Genomic DNA, 24,030 nt, shown 5'->3' with positions numbered 1-24,030 from the left:
ATTACTCCCCGCTCCGAGCCCGCAATTTCCAATAATCCGACTGATAAGAATTAAACTCTTTAGCCTGCTTTGTCAATGTTTTTGCATTCAAATCCGTAGGAACTGAAACATAATCAGTCGTAGGGTTTCTGTATTCTGCAGAGTCTTTGTAACGAGTATACCTAAAGCTTTGAGCGGCATTGGATGGGACATGAAGAACACTGCTATTCTGGCTATGGAAAACAGAACCAACTTCTGCAAGTGAACCACGAGTACCAGCGAATCCATTAACTTCAGTTTGCGAGAGATGATGTAACTCAACGGATTTCCCATCATACCCAATTGGTGCTCGACCCGAGGCCATCCTCTCAAGGTTTGAGCCTTCAACAGTTTTACCTCGTACTCTCCAGGTCGATAGGGCCTCTGGGTCAAAGAGGTCGTTACGTTGATAAACAGTCCTATCTAGAACTGTTGTTTTATTCCAAAAAATATCAGCTTTAGGCGTTGTACTTGCAACATTACTACCCGCCATCGTGCCCGTACCAGCAGAACCTGGCCCTTTTGCACCATCTACAACTTTAGTCTGTCCAATCTCCAACAAATTGCTTGTATTAGTTTTTTTGTTACCTGCGGAGCTTACTGCTTTTCCTGTTCCAAGTACGGCGCCAAGTAACGTAGCAGCAGCAGCGGTCCAAAAAGGGTCTCCCCCATCTCGCAACGCAGCTAACTCAGTAGCAATGGTTAATCCGGCGGTGGTGTTATTACCTATTATTATTAAAGCAATTGTAGTTGCTTCTCCAACACGCCCTTGGGAAGCAAGGGATTTAGCCAATTCCCGAAGTTTTGGCTCATCCTCAATAAGCCGACCCGAAAGCGATTCGCAAATTTTCGGGTCATTATTGCACACTGACGCTAGGGCTTTATTGCTATCCTCGTCTATTTTCGCGTAACGCTCACGGACTTCATTTTTTTCATCGTCAGTTATCTTGCTATCAAGTTCCTCAAGCATTGCCACCACTTGATGATGAAGTAAATAGTTGTACTGCGTCGCATTCTTCGCTATCCAGCCACCCTTCTCGATCGAACTCGCATCCGCATCATTCTGCGAAGCCGCCGCCAATACACCCACTATCTGAGAGCTCATGGACAGCAAGGTTTTATCACCATGAACCAATGCATCCAGGTGGCCTACTACTGCTTCGTTGATACCAGCCGCCAACGCCCCCGTTTTAAAGTCTCCTCCCGTAGCTTGGGAAAGCAGCCCGCCGACCATCGCATGAACAAGTATCTTTGGTGGGTAACCATCAGTCAGCTTGCCCTGTGTAAAATCGCCAACGGCATTGAAACTTGCAGCTGCCAACGCATTAAACAAAGCGCCTTTGAGCGCGTCGCCAAAGTCACCGCCTTGCCCCAAAGCCTTGCTCAGTAGAGTCGAGGTACTGTTCTGCAAAGCCTGATTAGCCGCAAACTGCCCGACACCAGTCCAGGTATTAAGTGCTGGCGAAGTGATCACCGCTCCCGTTGATGGATTGGTCTGAGTCCCGGTCCAGCCATCGAAAAGACCTGCAGTCAGGCCCGCAGTTACCCCCGAAATTACGTACCCCTTCATCGCATCTGAAGAGGTGACGTCCTTCAACACTGCGCCAAGATTGCCCCGGTTATTGATCACACTTACCGTAGCGTTAGTTGCAGCCCCCGAAGCAACAGCGCCGAGCGCCGCACCGGTAACTGTCCCTCCGGTTAGCCCCGCGGCCATAGGCCCAACCACCGCAGCCATCACAATCGCAATAATGATCTGCGAAGCAGGCCCCAACCCCGAGTTGCTGTACTTAAAGCTATCGTGAATTTCCTTAACCTGATGCCAATCCACATCACCGCGTTTTTCCGCATCCTTGAGCCAAGCCAACTGCGGGTCAGCCTTAACCATCGCATCAATAGACTGACTAACGGTTTGCTGATTGACCTGGGTAACGTCAATCCTCAGTCCATCCACCGCTTTGATCGCAATATTCCCGGCGGCAACCATCTGAGTCTGACGCACGCTCTCGTCGGTATTACCTTTGCCTTCAGAGGACACCCAGAAGGCGTTGTTATTGGACTTCTCGTGACTCTCCTGATGCAGGTCCTTGACCGCCTCAAACGCCACCGCCCCACCACTGACAATCGCTATATCGCCGCCACTTTCAAGCTTGGCGCCCTGGTAGAGCTGGTCCCCACCGCTTTGCAGGGTCTGATTGCCGCCACTGGTGATCTGGCTGCCGATGTTCGTGACCTGAGTGACTTCATCGCGCTGGGTTTCCTTGCTGCCCCAACTGCCCTTTTTCTTCATGTCATACAGCGAGTAATCACTGTCTTGCGCCGACAGCAACGCCAAGTTGCCACCCGCCACCAGATACGCCTCATCCCCAGCACTGACACGACTGGCAATCATCGCCAAGTCCTTCCCAGCGCTGAGCACCACATCCCCCCCAGCCTTAACCGAAGTCGCCACCTGGCTCACATGGTCTTGCTGCGCCTTAACCTTCTTCAAATTCAACGCCGCATGCTGCTCATCCGCCGCCGAAGCCAAGATCAGGTCCCCACCCGCCGCCATCGCCACATCCCGCTTGGCTTCCATCTGGCTGGCAATCGCGGTCAAGTCTCTCCCGGCCTTTGCCGACAGGTCGCGACCTGCCGTCACCGACGAGCCGTTCTGCGTGACGGAGCTGCTATTGGAGCGCGTTGTGGTGTTGGCGTTGCTGTTGACCTGCTCCACCGACCCGAAGCTCAGGTCGCGCCCGGCCTGTATCGTGGTGTCGCGGCCGCTGTCGAGCACGCTGCCCTGGTTGGAGACGTCGCGCCCGGCGTTGATGCTCAGGTCGTTGGCCGCTTCGATACGGGCTGCGCTGCTGAGGAACTCGCGGTGTTCGCTGGAGACGCCGTCGCTGCTGTCGTGACGGGTGACGGTGCGCTCGTTGATCACGTCGCCGTTCACGGCGGTCAGGGTGACGTCGCGGCCGGCAATGATCCCGCCGGCCTTGTTGACGATGTTGTTGCCGGCCAGCAGGTCCAGGCGGTTGCCCGCTTCAATCAAGCCGCTGTTCACCAGGTCATTGCCGGCCTTGGCCGACAGGTTGTTGCTGGCGCGCAGGGTGCCGACGTTGTTGAGGTCTTGCCCGGCGATCAGGCTGACATCGTTACCCGCAATCAGCGCACCGGTCGGCGCCAGGCGATTGTTGGCGTTGGCCAGGTAGAGCACGGGCACCAACACTTCTTCGCCGTTGACCACGCTTTTTTCCAGCCAGACGATGTCGTGGGTCAACGCCGCGACTTGCTCGGAACTCAGGCTTACACCCACGGCCAGGTTCAGCGTTTGCTTGCTGGCGATGGCGTTGTCCATCAGGTGTTTGAACAGTTTTTCGTCGGTGGTTTGCCCATCGATAAAACGTTGGCCGGTGCGAGCCACGACGGCTTGTTGGATCAGGCGCTGTTCGTAAAAACCATCGCCCAGGCGCTTGGCGCTCTCGTCCGGGTTGTAGCCCAGGCCGGAGAGCAGGTAATCCGAGCTCATGAATTGCTTCATGTCGGTGAGCACGGGGTTGGTTTCGATCAGGTATTTGTGCGCTTGCGACACGCCGTTTCTAGCGGGCAGGCCTTGCACGCGGCTGATGGTTTGGGCGTTGACGGTGCTCGGTTGCGCGCCGGCTTGAGTCGCAACGGTGGCCACGGCGTCATGCGGAGCAAGCGTTGGGAGCGAAGCCGGGCGCTCAGGCGCGGTAACAGCAACCCGTGCATCTCGCTCAACCAGGACCGGCGAAAGGTCGACGGCGGGTTGGGCACTGCCACTTAACGCCGCGATGCCGTCGACATGCGCAATATCACCAGCGGTCGTGCGACCGGGTTGCTGCACGACGTCATCGGCACTGCCGACACCGGCAGCATTGACCGCGCGTGCACTGGCATCAATGCCGTCTGCGGTACGGGCCGCGACACTCAGTTGGTGGGTGCTGGCGGACACAGGGGCGACATCACCCAGTTGAAGCGTGCGCGCCGAGTTCTCTGGAAGGGCTTGTTGGCGTTGCGCCAGGTCGACGCTCGCGCCGCCGAGTGTCCAGCTCTGCTGGCCTGTAGTGCCTTGGGCTGCTTGCCCCTGGGTGGCGTCCTGCCCGCTCAGGCGGAACAAGCCGTTCTGACCCGTTGGCAAGGTGAAACCTGGCAGACTTATTGGGTTGACTTGCTGTTGCGCCAGGTCTGGTCGCAGTTGTGCGTTGACGGAAACGGCGGTGGAGTGGCCGCTGCCTGCGCCGGTTTGCTCTTTGGTGCGGCCTGCTGCCACATAGGCGTAGTAAGGGCGAACCACGCTGTTGTTGATGTTCTTGACTGCGTTGAGGGCGACATTGCCGCCTGCCTGGATGATTGCGTCATACGAGGCGCCATCTGAATTTGTCGTGGTGGTGGATCGAGAGCGCTCGCCTCCCCACATCAGCCCTATGGCGTAGGCCAGCTCGCCCTCGACGTTCGCCGTAGGCGTGATGGCGTTTCGAGCATTGAAATTGGCAACACGCGCACTGGTCTGGGCGAACTCCTTGACGTAACTCACAAGGGTGCGCGTCGTCTTGATCTCTTGCGCCTGTACGCCCTGGTTATTGATGGTGTCGGCATTCGCCGCGAGGTTGCCCGTGGCAGCGATCGTACTGCTCAGGTTGTTAAGGGTCTGGGCGTTGATCTGCAGATCAGCGCCGCTGCTGAGTGACGAGGCAAGGCTGCTCTGGGTGACCGTCAGCCGATCGATTTCGTCAATTTGCCACAGGCCGTTGCGACTATTACTACCGCGATAATCGCACCCGATAATTGCAATTTGGCCACAGGGAAGCTCGGTGATTTTCACCGAGCTTTTTTGATGGAGCGAATACTCCAGCACATCCCGCACGTTGTTGACGGTCATGGCGTTGATCGTCAGGTTTTTCACGCTCTCAATAGTGCCGGAGCGGTTATCCAGCAGATCGGCCTTGCCCTGGTTCGGGTTCTTGGCGATCAGGACGTCGCCCAGGCCATAGACGTCGGCGTAGGCGTTAGTGAAGCTTGAGGTCAGCAACTGCATGTCGCCGCCACTGGTGATCAGACCGTGGCTATTGTTGACCAGCGTGCCAGTGGTGAGCGTGAGGTCGGCGCCCGTGGCCAAGGTGCCGGTGTTGTTGACGCTCCCGGCCGTCAAACGCATGTTGCCTGCCGAGGTCAGGCGTCCGGCGTTAGTAAGTGGGCCGTTGACCTTGATCGTGCTGTCTTGCCCCGCTGCAACGCTGGCCGTGCTGCTCAGGTTGAGCTGTGCGGTATTCAAGCCCAGGTTGCCCAGGCTGCTGTAGCGCCCGTTACCACCGTATGCGCCGCTCAGGGTCAGCGTGGCCGTGCCGTCGCTGGCAATCAAACCGTCATTGGTCCAGCTGCCACCGGTGCCCGTCAGGCTGTCAGAGGCCAACAGTTGCCCACCCGCGGTCTGATTCAGGCTGTTGACGTTGACCGTCAAACGCCCGGCCTGGATTACGCTGCTGTTGGTCCAGGTGTCCGCCGCCAGGGTAAGGCCGCCGCGTGTTACCACATCGCCGCCAGCCTCAATCAGGTTGGCAGTGGCGATATCAAAGGTGCCGGTGCCCGCGTGCAGCAAACTGCCGCCCTGGTTCTGGAAGCCCGCAGCATTCAGGGTCAGGTCGGTGTTAGTGGTTTCCAGTCGCCCGTTACGGTTATCAAACACGCCGCCGAGCTGGAAGTTGGTTTTGCCGCCGTTGCCCAGCGCGCGCAGTTGCCCGCCTTGGTTGTCGACACTCGCGGCGGCTACGTTCAGGCTGCTGTCGCTTTCAATCACCCCACCGCGGTTGGTCAAAGCGCCACTGGCGCTCAAGTCAATCGCGCCTGCGGCGATCTGCCCGGCGCTGTTGTCCAGCGCCTGGCCCGCCACACGCACCAAACCCTTGGCGTACAAACCGCCGTTGGCGTTGGCGAAGGTGGTGGCGCTGAGCACGGCGTCACCGGTTTGCGCGACGATACGGCCGTTCTGGTTATCGATGCGGTTGGCGAGCAGGTTCAGGCCTTGAGCCTGGATCACGCCACCTCTGTTGTTCAAGCCTGCGGCCAATTTGGCATCCAGCACGCCCTTGAGGCTGGCCAATGTGCCGCCGTGGTTATCGACATCGCCGCCGATGTCCAGCGTCAGGCCAGTCTGGCCCAGCACGGAGCCCTTGGCGTTATTCAGGCCGGCGGCGTGCAGTTGAACATCGCCGCCCTCACTGTAAATCAGGCCGCCCGTGTGGTTTTGCACAACGCCACCGGTGGTGATCGCCACCTGCTGCTGGCCTGCGACAGTGCCGCGTTCGCTGTTGTCCAGGCCGCCGGCGAACAGGGTCAACAGGCTTTGGCTGACGATCTGGCCGTCGGCGCTGTTGTAGACCTGATTAGCCCGCTTCAACAGCAACGGCCCGGTGCTCGCCAGTTTGCCGCCGCTGTTGTTGAGGTTGCCGAGCAAGTCGAGGGTCATGCGCCCGTTGGTGATCAGGCTGCCGCCGTTGTTGGTCAGGTCGGTGCCGGTAAAGGTGAAGGCCTGTTGCGCGGTGATACTGCCTTGGTTGGCCAGGGTGGCCGCTTGCACCTCCAGCTCGGCGCCGCTTTCGATCAAGCCGCGGTCGCCGTTCACCAACGCGCCGTTCACCAACGCGCCGGTCACCGCCAGCGTCTGCCCGGTACCGCTGGAGAGCACACCTGCGCCACGGTTATCCAGGCTGTCGGCGCGAACGTCCAGGCGCCCTTGGCTGACGACTGCGCCTTGCGTGTTGTTTTGCAGTGCGCCACTCAGGCGCACATCAATCGCGCCATTGCGGCTGGACAGCGTGCCGTGGTCGCGGTTGTCGAGGTTGCCACCGTTGACGTTCAAACCTTGCCAGCCGGACATCAGGCCGTTTGCGCTGTTAACCAGGCTCGCGGCGTTGAGGGTCAGCGCCTGGCTGCTGATCAGCTTGCCGCCGGTGTTGTCGAGGTTGCGCGCTGTCAGGGAGAAGCTTTGCTGGCTGGATATTTCACCGCCCCTGTTGTTGAGGTCGCGCAGGTTTTTCAGGGTCAGCGGGCCGTTGGCAAGGAGCAGGCCATTATGGTTATCCAGGTCGCTGTTATTGAGGTCGAGGGTGACGCCTTGCTCGCCGACAATGCGGCCACCCGCCAAGGCCAACGCGTTAACGCCGACGGCCAGCGCACCTTTGGCCGAGACTTCGCCGCCGTCGCTGGTGTTGAGGCTGGCCGCCATCATGCGCAGGCTGCCTTTGCTGTTGATCAGGCCGCCGGCAGTGTTATTCAGGGCCATCGCATTCAGCGCGACGGTGGCGCCCAACAAGCTGCCGTTGCGGTTATTCAGGTCGGCACTTTGCAGGGTCAATACTTGAGCGGCAGAGACCAAGCCTTCATCGGCGTTGTTCAGTTGCCCGGCGCTGGTCAGTTGCAGGTCGCTGCGGCTGCTGAGGGTGCCGCCACGGTTATCCACGGCTGCCGCGTGGGTATCGAGGCTGGCCCCACCGATCAGGCCTTTGACGTTGCTCAGCGCCTGGTTGATGCGCAGGGTCAGGCCTTGGTTGCTCAGCAGTTTGCCGTTGCTGTTATCCAGGGTTTGCGCGGCCAGGGTGAAGGCTTGGCCGCTGGAGATTTCACCGTTCTGGTTGGTCACGGTGTTGAGATTATTCAGCAGCAACGGGCCCTTGGCATTGAGCAAGCCACCCGTGTTGTTCAACGCGCCGTTGTTCAAATCCAGGCTCAAGCCGGCGTTGCTGAACAGCGTGCCACCTTGCTGGTCCAGCCCGGTGACGTTGGCAGTCATGTCTAGCTGGCTGCCGATGCTGCCGCCATTGTTCAGTTGCCCGCTGGTCAACGCCAACGTGTCGCCACTGTTAAGGCGGCCGCCCTGGTTGTTCAGCACGCCCGTAGTGACCGCGACCGAGCCTTTGCCACTGAGCGTGCCCTGCTGGTTGCCCAGGCTGGCACTGCGCAAGGTCAGGTTGCCATCGGTGACCAACTTGCCGCTTTGGTTGTCCAGGCTGCCGGTCACGGCGACGTTCAAATCCTGGGCGCTGGAGAGGCTGCCGTGGTTGTTATCAAGGCTGCGCGCCTTGACGTTCAGCGCGTCTTCACTGCTCAGCACGCCTTGGCTGTTGTCCAGGTCGCCCGCCAGGTCCAGCACCAGCGGTTGTTGGCTGAGCAGTTTGCCGCCGCTGTTATCCAGCGAGGTGCCGGTGAGGGTCAGGCGCTGGCCGTTCAATTCACCGAGGGTGCGGTTGATGATTTGCTCAACCGCCAGGTTCAAGGCGCCGCCGGCAAACACGCTGCCTTTGTCGCTGTTGTTCAACTGCTGGCCGGTGATGCTCACGTCGGCGTTGCCGGTCAGCTCGCCGGCGCGGTTGTCGATGCTACCCACGTCGAGTGTCAGCGCTTTTGTCGCGCCTACCAGACCGTTGCGGTTGTCCAGCGTGGCAGCGCTCAACTCCAGGCCGTCGGTGCTGATCAGCTTGCCGTTCTGGTTATCCACGCTGGCTGCGTTAACCGTGACGTGGGCCTTGCCGGCAATCTCACCGCCACGGTTATTCAGTGCCGCGCTGGACAACAGCAAGGCTCCGTCGGCAATCAAACTACCGCGCTGGTTATCCATCGATTCAGTCGCGCCGATGTCCACACCACCGCGACCGCTGAGCAAGCCATCGGCATTGTTCAGTTGCGTGCTGCGTGCGTTGAGGCTGGCAGCGCTGACTTGGCCTTTGACGTTGGCCAGCACCTGTTCAACGCGCAAGGTCAGCGCCTGGTTGCTGATCAGCTTGCCGTTGCTGTTGTCGAGGTTTTTCGCCGCCAAAGTGAAGGCGCTTTGGCTGGAGATTTCGCCGTGCTGATTGTCGAGGCTGGCGAGGTTGTTCAAGGCCAGGATTGGCGTGTTGATCACACCGGCGTTGACCAGCTCGCCGTTGTGCAAGTCGAGGGTCAGTTGCGTGGTGCTCAACAGCTCGGCGCCGCCCAGTTGGGTGAGCCCGGTGAGGTTGGCATTCAGCCTGCCGACGCTGCCGATATGCCCGCCGTTGGTTACGCGTGTGGCCGTCAGGTCAAGGCTGTCGGCACTGATCACCTGCCCTCTGAGGCTGTTGTTGAACTCGCCGGTAACCAGGTTCGCCGTACCCTGGCTTTTGAGCAGGCCGTTACTGTTATCGAGGCTGGCACTGGTCAGCTTCAGGCTTTGTGCACTCTCGACGGTGCCGCCTGTATTGATCAAATCCGTGGCGCTGCTGATGGCCAGAGGACCGGCGCCGGAGAGGCTGCCGCCAGTGTTATCGATGCGCTGGGCAGCCAGGTCCAGCGACCCTTCGCTGCTGAGTTTGCCGCGCGTGTTATCCAGCCCGGCCGAGAGGTTCAGTGCCAAGGCGTGTTGAGCGCCAAAAGTGCCGTCGGTGTTGTCCAGACTCGCACCGGTAAACCGGGTGTTCTGGGCGAACACCAACCCTTTGGACTGGTTGATCACGTCCTGCATCGCCAACGCCAACGCAGTCCCGGCCAGCAACTTGCCGCCGCTGTTGTCCAGGTGCTGGCCGCTGAGGTCGACGCTTTGTTGGCTGGAGATTTCCCCGCCGCGGTTGTCGAGGGTGCGGGTGTTGAGTTTCAGCGCTTTTGTCGCCGCTACCAGGCCCTTGTCGCGGTTGTTCAGGCTGTCGGCAGCGAGGGTCAGGCTGCCTTGAGCGACGAATTCGCCGCCCTGCTGGTTCAGCACCCCCACGGTGGCGTCCAGATCGTCCTGACTGGCAATGCGCCCCTTGGCGTTTTCAACATTCTCAACGTTCAGGCGCACCGGGCCGACGGCGCTGACCAAACCGCCGTTCTGGTTGTTCAGGGATTGCCCGGTGAGCCCCAGCGCCTGCTTGCTGTTGAGCACGCCGGCGCGGTTATCCAACTGGCCGACGTGCAGGTTCAGGTCCTGATTGGCACGCACCGCGCCGCCACGGTTGTCCAGGCTGTTGCTGCGCAGGGTCAGCAGGTTTTGCCCCGAGAGGCGGCCGGCGCGGTTGTCCACGCTGCCGGCCTGGATATCCATGGCGCCTTTGGCGAGCACGCCGCCTTTGGCTTGGTTATCCAACAGGCCGTCGACCTTCACCGTCAGGCTGCCATCGCTCACGAGGCTGCCGGATTGGCTGTTATCGAGGCTGGCCGACGTGACGTTCAAACGCTGGCCGCTGCCCAAGGTGCCGCCGCTGTTGAACAAGGCGCCTGAAGTGGTCAAATCAAGGCTGTCGTCGCCCATGACCTGGCCGTCGATGTTGTTCAAACGAGCCGCCTGAACGTTGAGCGCGGCGGCAGTAATCAGGCCTTTGACGTTGGTCAGCGCCTGGTCGAGCTTGAGGGTCAGCGCTTGATCGCTGAGCAGTTTGCCGTCGCTGTTATCCAGGCTCGTCGCGGCCAGCGTGTAGGCGTTTTCGCTGGAGATTTCGCCGTTCCTGTTGGCGACCGTCGACAGGTTGTTAAGCAGCAAGTGGCCCGGCGCATGGATCAGGCCACCGGCGTTATTGAGGTGGCCCTGATGCATGTCCAGGCTCAGGTCGCTGAGGCTGTAGAGCTTGCCGCCGCCGCGCTGGTCAAGGCCGGTGACGCTGGCGGTGAGGGCCTGGTTGCTGGCGATTTGGCCGTCGAAACGGTTATCCACCTGCCCTGCCGTGAGGTCGAGGCGCTCGGCGCTGGTCAGGCGCCCGCTGTACTGGTTGTTCAGCGTACCGGTGGTGACTTGCACGGCGCCGTCGCCGATGAGTTTGCCGCCACGGTTGTCGAGGCTGGCGCTGTTGAGGGTCAGCGCCATGGCGCTTAGCATTTCACCGCTGACGTTGCTGAGTGCACCGCGGGTGGTCAGGTGCTGCGCCGCGCCGCTGCTGATGCGGCCGGCGTCGTTGTTCAGCGTGGTGGCTTGCAGCGTGAGGTTGCCATCGCCGCGCACGGTGCCTTGTTGATTGTTCAGGTGACCCAGGCTCAGTTGCATCGCACCGTTGGCCAGCAGTCGCCCGCCGTGGCTGTTGTCGAACAGGTCGGCATTGGCCTGCATCGCCCCCGCCGACGCGACGCTGCCGCCGCTGTTATCAAACTGGCCGATGCTCAGGTTCAGCTGTTGGCCGCTGACGAAACGCCCGCCATGGTTGATCGCGATGCCGTTGTTGGTGACGCTGAGCAAGGTGTCGCCTTGCAGCAGGCCCTGGCTGTTGTCCAGCGTCAGGCTATTCAACGTGGTGGTCGCGCCGATGAGTTCGCCCTGGCGATTGTCCAGCGCGGTGTCGACGAACACCTTCAGGTCATCACGTACTTTCAGCGAACCTTCGGCGTTGACCAGGCTGTTGGCGCGCAGGTCCAACCCTGTCGCCGCGACCAGGCCCTTGGTGTTATCCAATGCCTTGGCGATGCGCACCAACAGCCCTTGCTCGCTGAGCAATTTGCCGCCGCGGTTATCGAGGCTGTCGGCGTTGAAGGCCAGCGCCTGGGCGCTGGAGATTTCGCCACCGCGGTTATCCACACTGTTGAGGTTGCTCAGCAGCAACGCCCCCGGCGCGTGGATCAAGCCGCCCTGGTTATTCAGGTGGCCGTGGTTCAGGTCGAGGCTCAAGCCCGCCTGGCTGTAGAGGTTGCCCTTGGCGCTGTTATCGAGGCTGGCGGCGCTGATTTGCAGCTGGCCCACCGCACTTAACAGGCCGGTTTGGTTGAGCAATTGCGCGCTGATCAGTGCAGTCAGGCGGCCGTCGCTGGTCAGCTTGCCGCCGCTGTTGTCCAGGCTGCCGGCGCTGAGGTCAAATGCTTGGCCGGCGAACAGCGTGCCCTGGCGGTTTTCGAGCAGGCCCAGGCTGTTGAGGTTGAGGGTGGCGTCGCCTTGCAGCAGGCCTTGGCGATTGTCCAGTGAACCGCTGCTGACCGACGCCGTGCGCGCCAACACTTTGCCGTTGCGGTTATCGAGTGCCGCGTCGATTTGCGCGAGCAGGCCGTCACCGGCGCTGAGTGTGCCGCCATTGTTGTTCAGGCTGCCGGCATGCATATCCAGGGCTTTGGACGAGACCAGGCCTTGGGTATTGTCGAGCGCCTGGGCGATGCGCAGGGTCAGCGCCTGCTCGCTCAGAAGTTTGGCGTTGCGGTTGTTCAGGGTGTCGGCAGCCAGGATAAAGGCCTGGCTGCTGGAGATTTCGCCGCCGTGGTTATCGACGCTGTTGAGGTTGCTCAGCAACAAGCGCCCTGGCGCATTGATCACCCCGCCGCTGTTATTCAGGTGCCCGCGATTGAGGTCGAGGCTGACATCGCCTTGGCCGAACAGGCGTCCGTCATTGTGCTGATCAAGGCTTGCGACATTGGCATTGAGCACCTGCCCGCCGCTGATGCGCCCGCCTTCGCTGTTGTCGACGTGGCCGGCTTTCAAGTCCAGGCGCACATCGCCGCGCACAGTGCCGTGCTGGTTATTCACCGGGCCTGTGGCATTGAGGGTCAGTGACTGTCCTGCCGACACAAGACCGGCAACGTTATCCAACGCCGCCAGTTGCAGCGTGACCTGCGCCTGGCTCGACAGCTCGCCGTTGCGGTTGATCAGTTGGCCGATGCCAGCCGTGAGGTTGCCGGTGCTGGTGACCAGGCCGCCTTGGCTGTTGAGCAGTTGGTCGGCGTTGATGCCGAGGCTGCCGGCGCTGAGGATGCGGCCTTGGTTTTGATTGTCGATCTGAGTGGCGTTCAGTTGTGCGGCGCGTTGAGCGCTCAACGTGCCGCGCTGGTTGGCGAGTTCGCCGGTGGTGACGCTGAGGTCGCGGCTGGCGATCACAGTCTTGCCGGTGTTGTCGAGAGCTTGGGCGGTCAGGCGCACGTCGCCTTGGGTGTTGCGGGTGTTATCGGGGTTAACGCCCGCTTCGATAATGCCGTTGTTGGTCAACCGGCCACCGGCGTCCAGCGTGATGCTGTCTTTAGCGGCGAGGGTTTGCTGGTTGGTCAGTGCGCCCTGGGTTTTGATCGCCAAATCCGTACCGGCGTAGACCGCGCCTTTGGCCTCGACGCTCTGCGCCTTGACGTTAACGGCCGTACCGGCCGAAGTCTGGCCCATCACCACATTGCCAGCGGCATCAATCTGAATATCGCCGCCGGCAACCATGTCACCCGACAGCCGCACGCCCACACCGGCTTCAGTGCCGACCAGCTTGACCGCGCCCACATACATCCCGCCGAGCGCCGACGAATCAATCGCCAAATCCGGCGCCTGGCTGCCGTCCGCTGCACGTGCCGTGGCGTTCAAGGTGCGGGCGTCGACGTCGTTGCGACCGGCGACGATGGCGAGTTTTTTCGCCTGGATCTGCGCGTTGATGGTGGTGGCGCGGGTGATGATTTCGAACTGGTCGACGTTGCTGGCGTTCAGGCCGGCGCCTTCGATGGCGACGCTGCCACGGTCGACTTGGTAGCGATTGATCTGGCCGTTTTCGATCACTGCCTTGCCGGTGGTGAGCGTGGCTTGCGGGGTGTTGATAAAGCCGCAGCCGTTGCAGCTGATGCCGTACGGGTTGGCCACGATTACATGCGCCGACTGCCCCGCCACTTCGGTGTAGCCACGCAGCTGGCTGGGGCTGCCGCCGTTGACTTCATTGAGGATGATATTGGCGGCGGTGCCTTTGAAGTTGGGGTTGCCGAGGATGATCCCGCCCAGTTGCGTGGACTCGGTCCGATTGGTCGAGTTGTTGAGAATGACGCCGTTGGCCCCGACGTTGTAGTCATGGAATTGGTTGTGCGACAGCCCGTTGGCGTTCGGCGCGGCGATGTTGACGATGGGCACGCCATTGCCCGCTTGCGCCAGGCCCGTGCTCGGTGCGCTGACCACGATGCCGTCGGCCTGGGCCAGCAATGGCTGCCAGAACATGGCGTTGGCCAGAATCAACGCTAACCCACGTTTAGGCAGCCCCAGGAAGTGGGAACGGCTTTTTACGGCAGCAGAAGGCTGTCGCGCGAGGAAGGCGAACTGGCGAACGTCCATGTCATGTCCCGGTGCCCGAAGGCGGCAAATAATTTAGAGAAAGAAATCCAGACGGAAATAGATCGGCGCTTCACGTTCCGTGATCGCAGCCGGTCGTTCCAAAGAGTGGGCGAAGGTCACCGTGGCGGCGACGTTCTGGCCGCGGGCGAACAGCTCAACCGAGTTGCTGCTCATGCGCCCATGCTGCTCGGCGTTGTAGCGGTCACGGCTGATCACGCCCTGGTCGTAACCGAGGCTGGTGCCGTACTCGGCAAACACCGGCTGCAGCCAGGCCCAGGTCACCGGGCGGCTCCAGCGCAAGTCGTTGCGCCAGTAGCCGCCGCTGTCGCCGGAGAGCATCTGGTCTTTGTAGCCGCGAATCGATGACTGCCCGCCCAAGCTCATGCGCTGCGGGCTGAACAGCACGTCTTCGCTGTGCTGGCCGGTCATCAAGCTGCTGAAACTCAGCGACTCGCCCCACAACTTGAACGGGTACAAGTAGCTGACCGTGGCGGTGTATTTGCGGTAACGCGCATCGGCCTGGCCAGGCTTGGGGTCATGATTGGCCTGGGCGTCGAAGGCGCCGATGCCGTCTTGCATGCCGAGGTCGATGTTGAGGAATGAGCTGCCAATCCGGCGCCCGTGGTTGATGCCGAACTGGGCTTCGCTGAGGCGGTTGCTGCTCAGCGCCAGCTTACTGTCTTCGATGAAGTTGTTGGTGCGCAGGTAGGCCACGCCGGTGCTCAGCGAGGTTTTGCTCAGCGCATCGCGATGGATCACACGCTCCAGGCGCAGTTGGTGGTTCTGGCTGTCGCCGGTCTGCTTGAACTTGAAATTATTCGCCTGGGCCTGGGAGCGGTATTCACTTTCACTGTAGGTGTACGTGAGGTTCCACCAGCCAAATGGCAGGCTGTAATTGAGCATCGAGTTGCGTGAAGTTTTCTGGTGATCGCTGATTGCATCGTGGCCGCCGCGCAGCGACAGTTGGTCGGCCAAACCCAGCGGGTTATCCCAATCCAGGCTCGCGCCCCACTGCTGCTCGCCGGTGCTGCGCTGGCCGCCGTTGTGGCGCGACAGCCCGACGCGCCAAGGCTTTTGCGGGGTGTTTTTGACCAGCACATCGCTGCCGCCGACGGCCTTGCCCGGCGCCAATTCCATCTGCGCCTGGTTCGAGGGCAGTCGGTTGAGCTGGTCGACCATCTGCTCGATTTCACGCAGGTTAAGCAACTCGCCTGATTTGCCCGGAAAGCTCATCGCCAACTGGCGGTCGGTGATGCCGCTGCCCTCGGCGCCTTTCAGGTTTTCGAGTTTGCCTTCGACCACTTGGATCTTGAGGTTGCCGCTGGAAAGGTCTTGCTGTGGCAGATATGCGCGGCTGGTCACCAGGCCTTTGGCGAGGTAACGGTCGGTGATCACCTTGAGTACCGCGTTGAGTTGCGGTACGCCCAGGCATTCGCCGATGTAGGGTTTGATCAGTTCGGCGCGCTCGCCTTCGGAAAGGCTGTCGGCACCGGCGAGGTCGATGGTCTTGATCGGGAAGCAACGGGTGTCGACGGGGGTGGTCGGTGTTGCGGTGTCGGCGGATTTGCCCGGCAGCTCCTTGAGGTCTTCAAGGCGCTTTTGCTGCTCTTCGAGCAGGCGGTCCTGGCGGTCACGGATCAGGTCGGTGATGCCGGGGGTGTTCTGCGCGGGCGCGGCGTGCGCGAGCCCGGCAGTCAATAAACAAACAATAGCGGACAACAGGCCAAGCCCGGTCCGGCGTTCCAAGCGCCACATGTCTAGATCCCTCTATATGGCCCTGAGCCACTAATTGGCGGCGATGATAGGGTGGCGAAATGATGGCGTCAATTAAATGTATAAGGTTTGTGTCAGCTTTGATGCAATTGACACAGGCCGTTATGGATGAGTGTTCGACGGGCTTTGGATTTTCCTAACCTCTGCCTTCAAAAAGCATAATTTCGCGGTTTCCACTGCGTGATCACACTGAGGCTGTCGATGCTTGCGCGTCGCCCCAACCGACCCAGGTCGTTCACTTTTAGGAAACGCACATGTCAGTGGAAACCATCAACACCCTGGTAGTGGGCGCAGGCCAGGCCGGCGTCGCCATGAGCGAGCACCTTTCCCTGATGGGCGTGCCGCACGTGGTGCTGGAGCGCAGCCGCATCGCCGAACGCTGGCGCTCGGAGCGCTGGGACTCGCTGGTCGCCAACGGCCCGGCCTGGCACGACCGCTTTCCCGGGTTGAAATTCGAGGGCATTTCCCCCGAAGCCTTCCCGCCGAAAGAGCGCATGGCCGACTACTTCGAAGCCTACGTCGAGAAGTTACAGGCCCCCGTGCGCACCGGCGTTGAAGTCCAACAAGTGGAGCGCCACGTGGGCCGCCCCGGCTTCAAAGTCACCACCTCGGCCGGCATTATCGAAGCCGCTAACGTGGTGGCCGCCACCGGCCCGTTTCAACGCCCTTCGATTCCCAGCATCGTCCCGGCCACCGCACAGGTGCACCAACTGCACTCCTCCGCCTACAAAAACCCTGCGCAACTGCCCGAAGGTGCCGTGCTGGTGGTAGGCGCCGGCGCCTCCGGCTCGCAAATCGCCGAAGAACTGCAAAAGGCCGGCAAAACCGTGTACCTCTCCGTGGGCGAACACTACCGCCCGCCCCGCGCCTACCGCAGCCGCGACTACTGCTGGTGGCTCGGCGCCCTGGGCTTGTGGGACGAAGTCAAAATACAGCCGAAGAAAAAGCACGTGGCCTTTGCCGTCAGTGGCTATGAAGGCGGTAAGACCGTGGACTTCCGCCGCCTCGCCCACCAGGGCATTCACCTGGTCGGCGTCACGCGCGATTGGAACGACGGCGTGATGACCTTCGAACCCGGCCTGGCCGACAACGTGGCCGAAGGTGATCGCGCCTACTTTGATGTACTGCGCGACGCCGACGCCTACATCGAGGCCAATGGTTTGCCGTTCCCACTGGAGCCCGACGCCTGGGCATTGCTGCCCGACCCGCAGTGCCTGGTTAACCCGACCCTCAGCCTGGACCTGGCCGAGGCTGGTGTGACCACTATCCTCTGGGCGACGGGTTTCAAGTTCGATTTCAGCTGGTTGAAAGTCGATGCGTTTGACGAAAAAGGCGAGCCGTTCCACAAGCGCGGCATCTCGGCGCAGAGCGGGATCTACTTCCTCGGCCTGCCGAATCTGGTGAACCGCGCGTCGTCGTTTATCTACGGGGTTTGGCACGACGCGAAGTACGTGGCGGATCATATTGTTTTGCAGAATGAGTACATGTCCTACACCAAACCCTGAAACAGCAAAGTCCTAGGCGACAGCGCCTTGCTCCGTTGCCTACGCTTGCGTCAGAATCCGCCGGCTTGTGCACTTGAGTGGGCGTCTCTAAGGTTGCTCGGTCGCTGAATATTCAGTGATCGGGTTTAGTAGCCCGGGGTTATTCCAGTCAGTGCATAAGCTTCATCTGTTGGACGATCCAGTCCGTGCTTGATGGTGGCTGTGTGCAGGGCGTCCTCGGGCGCGCCGGCTTTCTTGGAATTCCCCGGTCTACTAACCTGCGCACAGCTGCCACCCCTTTGTTTAGTAGCTCAGAGGTGGCGGCCCTAAAGTAGGAATCCAAGCATGTTCAAAGTCACACCCAACCCTCCGAACGAGCCGGACCTGAAACTTAACCAGGCTGCGCATCGCGCGATTGATCGCTATCTCAATCCAGAAACTGACCCACCCGCACCACCAGGCTTGTTCAGCGTCGCCGCCGACGCCAGCAACGAAACACTGATCACCAACAGCTACGAAACCTTTTCTGCGGTGAGCGCCCTGCTGCTTGACCTGTCGGAAGACCTGACCGGTAAACAGCGCGATGTGGCGCTGGCGATTCACCAGTTGAGTGAGTTGGGAGTCTTGTTGATGGATAGGTTGATGGATAGGTTGATGGAGCGGGAGGCCACGCTTTCAGCTGGATTACCCGTTTAAAAAGCAGGCGGCAGGCCACCGTTGACACAGTGGCCTGCCGCCCATTTGCCTAACTCAACCGAATACACGGCAACCGATACCTCACCTCCACCAACTGCACGCCGCCCCGCTCAAGCGTGCGCTCACTGCCCACATCCTCAACGCAGCCTGCCCGGCGATAAAATCGGATCGCGCGTTCATTACGGGCCAAGACCCACAGCGTCAGCTGTTGAAACCCTTGCTCAGCCAAATACTGTAAGCCCGCGTTCCACAACCCCAGCCCGACGCCCGTGTGCCAGTGCTCGGCGACAACGTAGATGGCCATGACCTCACCCACGTTTTCCGCTGGGGCATCTTCATCACGGCTGGCACCGACGGACACCCAACCGACTACCTGCTTGTTCACCTGTGCCACCCACACGTTAGATTCGCCCGATTCAATCGAGGCCATCCAGAATGACTCGCGCCTGGCCAACGTCGAACTCAACGCACCCAAGTAGTCGGCGGGCATCAGGTCGCGATAGGCGTCCTGCCAACTTCTGATGTGCACCTGGGCAATCGCCCTGGCGTCTGCGGGTGAGGCGTGACGAATCATCGAAGCGTTCCTTGTTCGGGTATCAAGTGGTTAGCGTAAACCGGCCTCGATTACGATTTTGCGATGCACCGCTTCTTGTGCCATTCATTCGCACGCGCCTTGCGCCTACAATGGCGACTTTTCTGACAACAAGGATGTAGAAAGTCATGATAAAACGCCGATTTTCCCTGGCCCTCAGCCTGCTATGGCGCACGTACGTTGTGTTTTTCCTCTACTCCATCGCCTTCATGCTGGTGATCGGGCTGCCGTTCGGCCGGTTGGTGCTAGCCAACAGAAGCGTCATTTTGTACACACCTGCCGTCGCACTGTTGCTGTTTGCGCTGCTGCTCGCGATCCTGGAGATGGGGCTGCGCATCAATTTGCTGCGCGCCATATTCGGTGCTCGGTTGAAGCGCTCGCCCGCGCAATGGCGAACCTCCGTGCTGCAACTGTCTGCGTTGATGGCAGCCTTGGCCGCCGTCAACGCCTTGGTTAGTTTTTCAGGGTCGGCGGATGCCTGGATGTACTACAGAACCTACCCCGGCCCGCTGCTGTTTTTCGTAGGCGTCTTCGCTATCGGCTGGACCCAAGCGACCTCGGACGTGGAAGAAACCGGGACTGCGCTGGTAGAAGATTGACTGGCGATAGGCTTTTTGCGTGATGGGGACTACAGCAAAATGGGGGGCAGATCACATCCACAACACGGATGGCCTGCCCGCTACTTTCCTCCAGTGAGGCCTAAGCCCTTTATGAGTCTGGACCGTGCAAGGCAGTTGATTCATGGACAGATCAATCGAGACGACCCGATTGGAAGTCTCATCCATGTGCTGGAAGCCGCTATTGAGCTGATTTCACTCCCAGGCAATGACTTCTGCTGGTCCAGCTGGGAAGACGAGGATCAGGCGAAGGCTGAGTTGCTGGGTTTGGTCAGCGTGCTCAGATCGGGTGGTTTGCCCAAAAAGTTGGACGTCTCTGTTCTATTCGCAGTAACCGGACCACTCCAGGAACTCAGTCTCAGCAGTGGTTGGGCTGACACTTTTCTTAAAGTGGCGGACAAATATGACGAAGTTGAAGCGTTATTGTGGTGAAGAAAAATAGACGCCAAAGCACAGCGGAAAAATCAGCAGCTACGTCTACCGCCCTCAACTAACTGGCTCAAACCGCCGCCGCTTCACGAACAACCCCACCCCCAGCGCAACCGCAAAGATCGACAGCAGCCCCAGGTCAAACCCGAACACGTGGGCCTGGCTCGCAGCAATGCAACCTACGGCGCCACCCGCGACCAACAACACCCCCAGCCACTTGCGCAGCGGGTATGACCTAAGAAACCGATCCAACAGAAAGAACAGCACCAGGGCGATGACCAGCTGGGTAATTTCGGACATGTGCGTCTCCCGTCAGGTCTTGATGATCAGTGTTGAAGCCGTGCGTTGCGGGCCGATGCCGCCGCTGACCTGCGCCTCGATGCTGACCAGTATGTCGCCCGCATGATAGGTGGGCAGGATTGAATTGGCATACATGCGCACACCGGCGCCGACGGGAGCGCCCACGTAAGGGGACGCTACATAGGAGGTCGCGGAAGCGAAAGCCGTGGCGGCCAGGTTAGCGACCTGGGTGCGCTGGGCATTGAGGACATCGCCCTGCTGCCGGGTCAGTGGTTTGGAGATGCCGATCATCATCGTGCACGGCCGGCCCTTGGCCAACATCTTGTCGTACACCTCGACGACCTTGCTGTTGACCTCATAGTGGGCGCTTTTCGCCTCGCCAAAATGCAGCTCGCGCAGGCGGCCGCGTTCGCTGTCGGTAAGGGTGATCTGCGATACGTTGAAAACGATCCCGTGATTGCCTATGTATTGGAAAGTCCCTTCGAACTTCATTGCACGCATCCTTTCGAGCCGAAGACGGCGATTCTCTAGAAGGAATGCATGGGATTCAAATCTTTTCATCCTGCCGGTGAGGTAGGTTGACCGCCGTAAGGTGCTGACGGACATAATAATTGTCGAACTCACTGCTTTCGACGAGCTGGAAACCATGGCGGATATAAAACCGATTCGAGGCGCTTTGTTTGAGAGCGCCCACTTTGATCGGCAGTGCAGCCGCGTCGGCCTCCTTGAAGATATGAGTGAGCACCGCAGCGCCGATACCTGCCCCTTGCGCACTCGGCCTCACGTATAAGTGATCGAGTAAAAGTTCATTGGGGTGGCGCTTGACCACGACAAAGCCAACCCTGTCTCCAGCGACTTCAATATAGCGGGTGCTGTGGGCTTCAAAACCGCTGACAAACCGCTCGCGCGCGCGCACCGGATCAAATCGACCGACACGCTCCAAACTGTCGCGCATCGCCTCGATTCGAATGGCAACCAGATCGTCCACGTCGCTGGGTAGAGCGAGGACTAGCCTGACCGGGGCGTTTTGATTGGGCGTGATGGGCATACTTTGCGCTCTACGTAGGCTCCGGCTGGGTGACAGGCGTTAAACCACGTTTGTACGGTTTCCCGGAACGTGGTCTACCTTATGTTTTCTCTGGCACTGCTCACCCTCAAGCGCGCTTGGGCAACTTCCAGTTCGGCCGGATGAAGTGGCAGGTATAGCCATTGGGGATGCGCTCCAGATAATCCTGATGCTCCGGCTCTGCTTCCCAAAACGGTCCTGCCGGCTCGATTTCAGTGACCACACGGCCTGGCCACAACTTCGAGGCATCCACGTCTGCAGCAGTGTCTTCGGCCACGTCGCGTTGCTCTTCACTCAGGTAATAAATCGCCGAGCGGTAGCTTGGCCCAAGGTCATTGCCCTGGCGGTTAGGCGTGCTGGGGTCGTGGATCTGGAAAAAGAACTCGAGGATCTGCCGGTAGGTAATTACCGCAGGATCAAACACGATTTCAATCGCCTCAGCATGGTTACCGTGGTTGCGGTAGGTGGCATTCGGCACGTCGCCGCCGGTGTAGCCGACGCGCGTGCGCAGCACGCCGGGGTAGCGCCGCAACAGGTCCTGCATGCCCCAGAAGCAGCCGCCGGCGAGGATCGCGGTTTCGGTTTGGTTGGTCATGGTCTGCCCTTGTGCTGAATGAGTACTCGGATAGTTATGGGGCTGTGTTGGGCAATAGCAAGGTTATTGGCCTGACCGGCCGCGAGCTACTCTAAAGCCAAGAGCTTTCTAACCTCGGCGATGATCAAATCGATATTGAATGGCTTGGACAATACCGCATCAAACAAATCTGATCGCTGCATACCGAGATGAGCCTGAGCACCGCTCATCAAAATAATCGGCAAATGTTTGGCGCAAGGGAGGGCTCGCACAGCGGTAGCGAATTCCAGGCCGTCCATGACCGGCATCATAAAGTCGGTAATGATCAATGCAGGCTGTTCTCTATTGAGAACTTCGAGTCCTTTTCGACCATTGCTGGCTGTCACCACCATGAACCCCTCATCCTCCAGCGCGAAGCAGAGAATATCAGCGATCAAATACTCGTCGTCGACGACCAGGATGGTGGTCATTTTAATTCAACCTACTCAAACGCTTAAGAAATTGAACCGGGCGATGAATCAGTGGTGGCTGAGGGTTCATATCTTGAAGCCTTTTTCAGGAAAACATCATGTTCATGAATGACGACCTCAAATCGCGAGGGATCGTAGGAGCTGTCTCTTACTTTAAGAATGGATAGCGTCCTGCTTAGTTCAGAGTGATTCTCAGAGAACCGCATCAGCATCAGGTTATCGACGATGCTGGACAGGTCAGAGTTGGGTGCACTGACCTCGGAGCCAAACAGATCGCGCATTTCCCAGGACGCAAATACCGTAACGCCCCTGGATCGCAGCTCGTTCATCAGCGCACTGAAGAAGTCAGTAATTCGCGCCGGATTTGTCGAGACGCGTGTCATGCCGCTAAGGCTGTCGATGAACAGGCGCTTAATGCCCTTTTCTTCAACGATACTCAGCAGTCGTGCGCCCAGACCATCGAGCAGGCCTTCAGTCGTCGGCTGCCAGGCAATGCTCAGGGCGCCGCTGTCTTCCATACCTTTGATATCGATACCCAGTGACTGGCCCTTGAGCCGCAACCGTTGTGGACTCTCGTAAAAGCCAAAATGCAGTCCCGGTGCATCCACCGTCGACTCGGCCAGAAATTTGAGACCCAGAGTGGTTTTACCAATCCCGGAGGGGCCAATAACCAGAGACACACTGGAACTGTAAAGGCCCCCGCCCAATATGCCGTCCAGTGAGCCAATGCCACTGGCGATGCGCGTCATGTCGGCGCTGTCTGGAGAGGACGGGTGGCTGTAAAGACTTTCGAGTCGAGGATAAACCACCAATCCGTTGTCGTTGATCTCACACTCATGCAGGCCCGTCATTGCCCCACTGCCGCGGGTTTTACGCAGTTGAATACGACGCACCGAGCGAGTGCCATACAGCTCTTCACCCATCTCAATCACGCCATCTACCATCGTGTGTTCGGGGCTGCCGTCATCGAGTCGGGAACTGGTAAGAAACAGGACGGTGCAGCCCGCGAAAGCAGCGTGCCCTTGAAGCTCTGAAATGAATTTCTTGGTGTCGATGTGCGAATCGGCTTTTGAACGCGCATTGAGCAAGCCGTCTACCACCATCACCGTCGCTTTCTGGCGGCTTATCTCGCGCCGAAGCAGCTTGACTACCTCACCCAGACCGTCGTTCTCCAGGGTGTCAAAAGCACTGACAAATTGAATGTCGGCGCCGACTTTGGAAGCGTCGAAAAAGCTCAAAGTAGAAAGAAACTGAAAAAGACGGTCATGCGACTCGGCCAGTAGCGTGGCGACCAGAACCCGGCCTCCATTGTTCGCATGATGGAACCCAAGTTGGTTGGCGAGGATCGTTTTTCCAGACCCCGGGCGTCCTTGGATAATGTATGAGGCGCCTGCGACCAGCCCTCCCTTGAGCAGAGCGTCGAGCCCTTCGATTCCACTTTCGAGGCGTTTTAGCTTTTCCACGATGCGACCCTGATCTGAAAAAACAGGCTGTTTAAGCCGATTGAGGCGGAATGCTAACGCCATTTTCGCTTTGGGGCCATTCTCGCCTGAAGCATGGCTGTCTAATGGAGTTAGATGCGCCACTTCAGCCGCCTTTAACTGGGTTCATCCCTGTAAAGTCGGGGGGAAATCAACCTTGCTAGCAGATGACCGTCTAAACTTGCAGTGATTCAATTGCAGTTACCAATCTTGAGCGTTTGCTTACGATATGGAGGGTGGAAACTTTGGTGGGGGCTGGTTCTTGAAAGCAGGGAATATGCTCGTGGTTTTTAGACAGTGAGGGCCGCTTTTGGCCGTTAGCAACGGCTCACGCAAGGCAGCTTTGGGGCGGACGCGGTCGGTCACGAGCGTCCACTTCTGGCCGACAGAGGTCTGCCATGGGTGCTGCTGTCGGCCATGGGTGCTGCTGTCGGCCAATAGCTGTCCTTTCCGGAGTTCGGTTTCGGGTCGGAAACTGCCTGTTGAGAGAGTGTCCGCCGTGCTCGCCAATTGGAGTATTGGTATCTCCTACTTGCCCCACCTACTCATGTAGAGCAG

General features: G+C 59.5%; 13 protein-coding genes. 4 read left to right on the top strand and 9 right to left on the bottom strand.

Annotation, left to right across the window (positions count from 1 at the left end):
- Position 1: 1 nt before the first annotated feature.
- A complete protein-coding gene (locus tag L8I05_RS02740) occupies positions 2-13,990 on the bottom strand; it encodes a filamentous hemagglutinin N-terminal domain-containing protein (RefSeq protein ID WP_242167114.1) in 13,989 nt (4,662 codons plus the stop codon).
- A gap of 33 nt (positions 13,991-14,023) precedes the next feature.
- The gene (locus L8I05_RS02735) at positions 14,024-15,745 is read right to left on the bottom strand and encodes a ShlB/FhaC/HecB family hemolysin secretion/activation protein (RefSeq protein ID WP_242167113.1); all 1,722 of its coding nucleotides are present in this window, start codon (positions 15,743-15,745) and stop codon (positions 14,024-14,026) included.
- Between the two features lie 272 nt (positions 15,746-16,017).
- Between L8I05_RS02735 and L8I05_RS02730 the strand changes: the two genes are divergently transcribed.
- On the top strand, positions 16,018-17,268 hold the full coding sequence (locus L8I05_RS02730) for an NAD(P)/FAD-dependent oxidoreductase (RefSeq protein WP_242167112.1): 1,251 nt from the start codon (positions 16,018-16,020) through the stop codon (positions 17,266-17,268).
- Positions 17,269-17,592: 324 nt separating this feature from the next.
- Positions 17,593-17,943: a DUF6124 family protein gene (locus tag L8I05_RS02725; RefSeq protein WP_242167111.1), complete on the top strand. Its 351-nt coding sequence runs from the start codon at positions 17,593-17,595 to the stop codon at positions 17,941-17,943.
- A gap of 49 nt (positions 17,944-17,992) precedes the next feature.
- Here L8I05_RS02725 and L8I05_RS02720 read toward each other — a convergent pair whose 3' ends face one another.
- Positions 17,993-18,517 carry a GNAT family N-acetyltransferase gene (locus tag L8I05_RS02720; protein ID WP_242167110.1) on the bottom strand — a complete coding sequence of 175 codons (525 nt, stop codon included), beginning with the start codon at positions 18,515-18,517 and terminating at the stop codon, positions 17,993-17,995.
- 146 nt (positions 18,518-18,663) lie between these two features.
- Between L8I05_RS02720 and L8I05_RS02715 the strand changes: the two genes are divergently transcribed.
- Both L8I05_RS02715 and L8I05_RS02710 read left to right on the top strand, forming a co-directional pair.
- The gene (locus tag L8I05_RS02715; RefSeq protein ID WP_242167109.1) at positions 18,664-19,134 is read left to right on the top strand and encodes a septation protein IspZ; all 471 of its coding nucleotides are present in this window, start codon (positions 18,664-18,666) and stop codon (positions 19,132-19,134) included.
- A gap of 111 nt (positions 19,135-19,245) precedes the next feature.
- Positions 19,246-19,584 carry a hypothetical protein gene (locus L8I05_RS02710; protein WP_242167108.1) on the top strand — a complete coding sequence of 113 codons (339 nt, stop codon included), beginning with the start codon at positions 19,246-19,248 and terminating at the stop codon, positions 19,582-19,584.
- A 54-nt stretch (positions 19,585-19,638) separates the two neighbouring features.
- Here the strand turns inward: L8I05_RS02710 and L8I05_RS02705 are convergent, their stop codons facing one another.
- From L8I05_RS02705 to L8I05_RS02680, 6 genes are all read right to left on the bottom strand, one after another.
- Positions 19,639-19,881 carry a hypothetical protein gene (locus L8I05_RS02705; protein ID WP_159958350.1) on the bottom strand — a complete coding sequence of 81 codons (243 nt, stop codon included), beginning with the start codon at positions 19,879-19,881 and terminating at the stop codon, positions 19,639-19,641.
- Between the two features lie 12 nt (positions 19,882-19,893).
- Complete coding sequence (locus L8I05_RS02700; RefSeq protein ID WP_159958352.1) at positions 19,894-20,373, bottom strand: hypothetical protein; 480 nt, start codon at positions 20,371-20,373, stop codon at positions 19,894-19,896.
- Between the two features lie 55 nt (positions 20,374-20,428).
- On the bottom strand, positions 20,429-20,929 hold the full coding sequence (locus L8I05_RS02695; protein WP_242167107.1) for a GNAT family N-acetyltransferase: 501 nt from the start codon (positions 20,927-20,929) through the stop codon (positions 20,429-20,431).
- Between the two features lie 106 nt (positions 20,930-21,035).
- Complete coding sequence (gene msrA, locus L8I05_RS02690) at positions 21,036-21,542, bottom strand: peptide-methionine (S)-S-oxide reductase MsrA (protein WP_159958356.1); 507 nt, start codon at positions 21,540-21,542, stop codon at positions 21,036-21,038.
- An 86-nt stretch (positions 21,543-21,628) separates the two neighbouring features.
- Positions 21,629-21,991 (bottom strand): response regulator, encoded by a 363-nt coding sequence (locus tag L8I05_RS02685; RefSeq protein ID WP_242167106.1) that lies wholly within the window; start codon positions 21,989-21,991, stop codon positions 21,629-21,631.
- A gap of 23 nt (positions 21,992-22,014) precedes the next feature.
- Positions 22,015-23,457: an ATPase domain-containing protein gene (locus tag L8I05_RS02680; RefSeq protein WP_242167468.1), complete on the bottom strand. Its 1,443-nt coding sequence runs from the start codon at positions 23,455-23,457 to the stop codon at positions 22,015-22,017.
- Between the last annotated feature and the right edge of the window lie 573 nt (positions 23,458-24,030).

The sequence above is a fragment of the Pseudomonas sp. MONT-RG-20F-20-E-7-02 genome, assembly GCF_022662395.1.
In the GTDB taxonomy this organism is placed as follows: Bacteria; Pseudomonadota; Gammaproteobacteria; order Pseudomonadales; family Pseudomonadaceae; genus Aquipseudomonas.
The sequence above is the reverse complement of the archived record's forward strand: the minus strand, read 5'-3'. Positions and strand labels throughout refer to the sequence as shown.

Coding starts and splice junctions, on each gene's coding strand:
- L8I05_RS02740 (WP_242167114.1), bottom strand. CDS start 13,990: ATGGACGTTCGCCAGTTCGCCTTCCTCGCGCGACAGCCTTCTGCTGCC.
- L8I05_RS02735 (WP_242167113.1), bottom strand. CDS start 15,745: ATGTGGCGCTTGGAACGCCGGACCGGGCTTGGCCTGTTGTCCGCTATT.
- L8I05_RS02730 (WP_242167112.1), top strand. CDS start 16,018: ATGTCAGTGGAAACCATCAACACCCTGGTAGTGGGCGCAGGCCAGGCC.
- L8I05_RS02725 (WP_242167111.1), top strand. CDS start 17,593: ATGTTCAAAGTCACACCCAACCCTCCGAACGAGCCGGACCTGAAACTT.
- L8I05_RS02720 (WP_242167110.1), bottom strand. CDS start 18,517: ATGATTCGTCACGCCTCACCCGCAGACGCCAGGGCGATTGCCCAGGTG.
- L8I05_RS02715 (WP_242167109.1), top strand. CDS start 18,664: ATGATAAAACGCCGATTTTCCCTGGCCCTCAGCCTGCTATGGCGCACG.
- L8I05_RS02710 (WP_242167108.1), top strand. CDS start 19,246: ATGAGTCTGGACCGTGCAAGGCAGTTGATTCATGGACAGATCAATCGA.
- L8I05_RS02705 (WP_159958350.1), bottom strand. CDS start 19,881: ATGTCCGAAATTACCCAGCTGGTCATCGCCCTGGTGCTGTTCTTTCTG.
- L8I05_RS02700 (WP_159958352.1), bottom strand. CDS start 20,373: ATGAAGTTCGAAGGGACTTTCCAATACATAGGCAATCACGGGATCGTT.
- L8I05_RS02695 (WP_242167107.1), bottom strand. CDS start 20,929: ATGCCCATCACGCCCAATCAAAACGCCCCGGTCAGGCTAGTCCTCGCT.
- msrA (WP_159958356.1), bottom strand. CDS start 21,542: ATGACCAACCAAACCGAAACCGCGATCCTCGCCGGCGGCTGCTTCTGG.
- L8I05_RS02685 (WP_242167106.1), bottom strand. CDS start 21,991: ATGACCACCATCCTGGTCGTCGACGACGAGTATTTGATCGCTGATATT.